Here is a 4,696-nt window from a genome sequence, read left to right on the forward strand (position 1 = left end):
ATTTTGATTAGTTTTATCGCGAAATATTTCTTTTTCTTCTAATTCTAAAGTTCTAACAAAATCTTTATAATTATCATTAAATTCATTTAACAAATTTTCTTGAGGAATATGTAACAAATCTTTATAATTATGTTGTAAATTTGTTAATTTATTTGAATCCTGAATATAATTAAGATTATTTAACCAAAAATAACAAGAATCAAATTCAGCTTCTAAATTTTTTGTTACAAAACGAATATGAGTATATTTATCAAGACGTTCAATTTTTTCTAAAAAATCTATAAATTTTACATAATTTAAAAAACAAATTGAACTGTTTATGAAACCATTATATCCGTATCCGGGGTGTGACATATCATAAGGACTATTATCTGTTTTATTAGTTAAAATTAAATTAAAATTAGCTTTTGAAACACTCCAACCGTTTTTCTTTTTTGGAAAATCATTTTCAAATTCTAAATTATGTATATTTTCTGAACCTTCACCCATAATAACTGGAAATGTATTAAAATTATATTTTTTACAATTTTCTATAAATTCTTGAACTGAAAAATAATTTAATCTACCTTTATGGTCTTTACCAGTGGGTTTCATTCCAGGAAAAAAATTATATTCTCTAATTGTATTACCTTCTTTATCTTGATAAGTTAAATAAGGTTTAAAGAAAAAATTAAATTCTTCTTTAACTGGTTCAGGTGGTTTAACTGGTGGCACTGGTATAACTGGAGTTTCAGGTATAACAGGTCCAGCTCCTCTACATCCACATCCACATCCTGGTCCACATCCACATCCTGGTCCATCTCCTCCACATCCTGGTCCATCTCCTCCACATACTGGTCCAGCTCCACATCCTGGTTCTTCAGTTCCTGGTCCAGCTCCTCCAAATCCTGGTTCTTCAGTTCCTGGTGCAGCTACTCCACATCCACATCCTGGTTCTTCAGTTCCTGGTACTGGTGGCACTGGTTTTACTGGTATCTCTGGTATAACAGGTTTAACTGGTGGCACTGGTATAACTGGAGTTTCAGGTTCAACTGGTCCAACTCCTCCACATCCTGGTACTGGTTCGACAGGTTTTATTGGTCCAGGACATCTAATTGGTTCAGGATCAACAGGTTTAACAGCACTGGTGGCGAACTGGGTTTCAGGCGGACTGGTTTAACTGGTCGCTGGTATAACTGGAGTTTCAGGTGGAACTGGTTTAACTGGTCCAACTCCTCCACATCCTAAGTACTGGTGGAACTGGTTTAACTGGTCCAACTCCTCCACATCCTGGTACTGGATCAAGGATTTATTGGTCAGGACATCTGATGGTTCAGGTTCAACAGTTTTAATAAGTTCAAATGGTGTTAAATTTATTTCTAAATTTTTATTTTCTTGTTTTACATCATTATTTTTTAATTGTTTTATTAGTTTTAAGTTCTTCAACTTTTAAACAGAGCTTATAATTTCTACTAATATTAAAAAATAAATAATAATGCTAAAATGATAAAAAAATAAATAAAAAAATTATTTTGTTTTTTATTATTATCCATATTTAAAATATTTTTCCTTTTTTTTAAAAATTAAATTTGAAATAGATTATATTTAAAAAAGATTAATATAAATACGCAACATGTCTATGTGCTGCTAGTTCTATATATTCTTTTGCTTCTTCTTTAATAATTCCATTGTTTATAAGTTGTTGTGTTTGTTTTTTAATTTTAAAAGTTTCTAAATCTTCTTGATATCTTTTTTTTTTTTTTTTCATTGTTAAATTTTATAAATGTAATGTTTGTTTATTTACTTGCATTTTTTATAATGATTTTTTGTATCATTTTCAATAATTTTTATAAAACCCAATTTTTCTTATGATATTTATCACCATGAAAACCTATAAATTTTGTTGCTTTTTTGCTTTTTTGTGGTTTTAAGTTCACACAAAACCAACTTCTTGAGTCTTCTTTTTCATACCCTTTTAATAAATTAAAATGTAATTCATCACCTTTATCATTTTTATAATAAATTGAATTATTAAAAAATTCTTCAACTACTGTTTTTCCTTTTAAAAATTTTAATATTGATTCTTTAAATTCACTAGTTATTTCTTTTTTACTCCATTCTCCTGCATCTTCTAAATTCCAACAAACTTCATAAAAATCTTCTTCTATAATAACTGGTTCAACTGGTTTTACTTCTTCAACTGGTTTTACTTCTTCAACATAAAAATTAAATTCTTCTTCAACTGGTTCAGGTAGTATAACAGGTTTAACAGATGTAATATTTCCTTGTTCTAAATCTTTATTTTCTTGTTTTAAATCATTATTTTTTTTAATTGTTTTATTAGTTTTAAGTTCTTCAACTTCTAAACGAGGCTTATAATCTCTACTAACAATTATCAAAAAAATAAATAATAATATTAAAACGATAAAAAAATAAAGAAAAAAATTATTTTGTTGTTTATCATTAATATTATAATTATTCATATTTAAAATACTCTCTTTTTTAAAAAATTGTTTCTCTAAAAGATTCCTGTAATTGAGATATATAAATTTTTTCAATTTTATATTCTTTTTTCAATTATCATCTATTCCTTTCAAGTTTGACATAATAAATAAAATTTTTTTATTTTAAAATAAACTGTTTTAGAGTTGACTTTAATATTTTAAAAAACCTTTTTTTATATTATAAAAGATTTTTTGATTAAAAGTTGTTTCTTTAATTTTGATTCAACTTTTCTCCATTATTTTCTATAACTACGATATTCTCTTTAGGAGTCGGAGGAACAGTTTCATCAGTAAAAATCATTAAACTTCCCATAATAAGTGTTCCTAAACCAACTACAGCACATAAAGCAGGACCAATGATTGGAATAAACAAACAACAAATAGCTATCGCTAAACCAATTAAAATAGGAGTGAGGATACTACCTGTTTTCGCTAACCATTCAGGACAATGCCATTCTTTAAAACGATTGTAGAAACAATTTTTGATATCGTGCGCTTTATCTTTGGTATATACAGCAGCTTTACCGCAAGCTTGACTAATAGCCCCTCCTATTTGAGGAACAATTTTATAAAACATTAACCAAGATAGAAAGAATAAAATAATTAATGGCAAAAGATAAGTTATTATTTCCTTAGCGATTTGTCCCCAAGTGTTTTTTTCAACAGTGTTATTATGTTCTAAAATAATTTTGTTTTCAAAAGGATTATCTTTTTTTTCATAAACACCTTTATTTTGTTTCGGTTTAGCAAGAATTTTTTTTTGTTTGATTATTTTTTTGTTTAAATTTGGTTTAAAAGCCATATTAATTCATATGTCCTTTCTAATTTTTTTATTTTATATTCATTTTCTCTGTATAAAGAGTAATATATTGTTTTTTGGATTAAAGTGAAGGTGTCATATCTTTTTATTTAGATCTAAATATTATAAAAAATAATTTTCTTTCCATGCTGTGTATTGGTCTTCACATTTTTTACGATAAGCTAAGATTTCTTCTTTAGTTTTCTTAATTCCTAAAAGATTATCTAAGGCTTCATCTAAATCAGAAGGCAACATGACTTCATGATTTGAATTTTCAAAAAAACGATCATAAGTAGTAGCCGCTTCCGTTACTAATTTAACCCAATCACGATTAGATAAGGTTTTCTCTTTAGGTACTCTTTTTACTAAATTCTCTAAATGAGCAAAAGCGTGATAACTTAAACGATAATTATTTTTCAACATAAACCATTTTAAAAAACGAGGTATTTCTTCTTTTTTTAAAGAATCTATTTTAATTTCTTTTTGAAAACGACTTCTTAAAGCGCTGTCAATTTGTTCTAAATTGTTAGTACCAGCCATTAAAATAATTTTTTTATCAGTTCTTTTAAAACCATCTAATTTTAATAATAAGTTATTAACAATGTTGTTAGCGCATTTATTACTGTTTTTATCTTCACGATTTGCTAAACCACTAATTTCATCAATAAAGATCATGGTTTTGTCATAGGATTCAGCTTCAGCCCAAATCTTTTCTAATTCTTCGTTTCCTTCTCCGACATATTTTTTATCAAATTGTGAAGGATCAACAGAAATATAATGAGCGTTTATTTCTCCACTTAAAGCTTCCATTAAATGACTTTTCCCTGTTCCAGGAGGTCCATATAATAGAATTCCCATTGGTTTTAAATTTTGATAACCGATAATATGTTTGGAAGCATTAAAATAATGAATAATATTAGCTAATTGTTCTTTTTCTTCTTCCATACCGTAAACATCTTGAAATGTTTTTTTCTTTTTCTTTTTTTCTATAGGCGTATTTTCTTTTAAAGCTTGAATTTCTCTAGTCATTTCGTTACTTATTCGTTCAATATATAATAATTGTCGATCCAAGAATAACTGATAATTTTTTAATGTTTCAGTATTTTCCGAAATATTAGATTTGTTGTTTAAACTTTCTATCATTCGTATCATATGCATAGGATTAATTATAATATCTTCAGCGTTATTTTTATTTTTAATTAACCAGCTTTTAATTTTTTCTTTTTCCGCGTTATAATTCTTTAATTGATCCATTTTTAAACGGATTTGTTCTGATAAAAGCTTATCTTGAATATTAATTTTTTCTGTTTCATCTATTTTTTGTTGATCTTCTGTTTCTTGATTTGGAACATCAGGAGTTGCGTTATTGTTAGGTTTTTTTAAACCATAATAAAGACTTAATCCTATAACTAAA

Annotated in this window: 5 protein-coding genes and 1 pseudogene; all 6 read right to left on the bottom strand. The window is 26.7% G+C overall.

Annotation, left to right across the window (positions count from 1 at the left end):
* A pseudogene (locus tag KTO59_RS03410) lies at positions 1-1,005 on the bottom strand (hypothetical protein); the annotation flags it as partial.
* A 150-nt stretch (positions 1,006-1,155) separates the two neighbouring features.
* Positions 1,156-1,425: a hypothetical protein gene (locus tag KTO59_RS03415; RefSeq protein ID WP_284928639.1), complete on the bottom strand. Its 270-nt coding sequence runs from the start codon at positions 1,423-1,425 to the stop codon at positions 1,156-1,158.
* Positions 1,426-1,594: 169 nt separating this feature from the next.
* Positions 1,595-1,747 (bottom strand): hypothetical protein, encoded by a 153-nt coding sequence (locus tag KTO59_RS03420; RefSeq protein WP_284928640.1) that lies wholly within the window; start codon positions 1,745-1,747, stop codon positions 1,595-1,597.
* Between the two features lie 79 nt (positions 1,748-1,826).
* Entirely contained in the window at positions 1,827-2,462 is a 636-nt protein-coding gene (locus tag KTO59_RS03425; protein WP_284928641.1) for a hypothetical protein, read from the bottom strand.
* 232 nt (positions 2,463-2,694) lie between these two features.
* Positions 2,695-3,285, bottom strand: a complete 591-nt coding sequence (locus KTO59_RS03430) for a hypothetical protein (protein WP_284928642.1) — start codon at positions 3,283-3,285, stop codon at positions 2,695-2,697.
* 120 nt (positions 3,286-3,405) lie between these two features.
* A partial coding sequence (locus tag KTO59_RS03435) for an AAA family ATPase (RefSeq protein ID WP_284928643.1) occupies positions 3,406-4,696 on the bottom strand: 1,291 nt, incomplete at its 5' end.

This window comes from Candidatus Phytoplasma sp. AldY-WA1 (assembly GCF_020312115.2).
GTDB lineage: Bacteria > Bacillota_I > Bacilli_A > Acholeplasmatales > Acholeplasmataceae > Phytoplasma > Phytoplasma vitis.

What these genes read in the sequence shown, in the direction of transcription:
- KTO59_RS03420 (WP_284928640.1), bottom strand. Translation starts at nt 1,747, where the DNA reads ATGAAAAAAAAAAAAAAAAGATATCAAGAAGATTTAGAAACTTTTAAA.
- KTO59_RS03425 (WP_284928641.1), bottom strand. Translation starts at nt 2,462, where the DNA reads ATGAATAATTATAATATTAATGATAAACAACAAAATAATTTTTTTCTT.
- KTO59_RS03430 (WP_284928642.1), bottom strand. Translation starts at nt 3,285, where the DNA reads ATGGCTTTTAAACCAAATTTAAACAAAAAAATAATCAAACAAAAAAAA.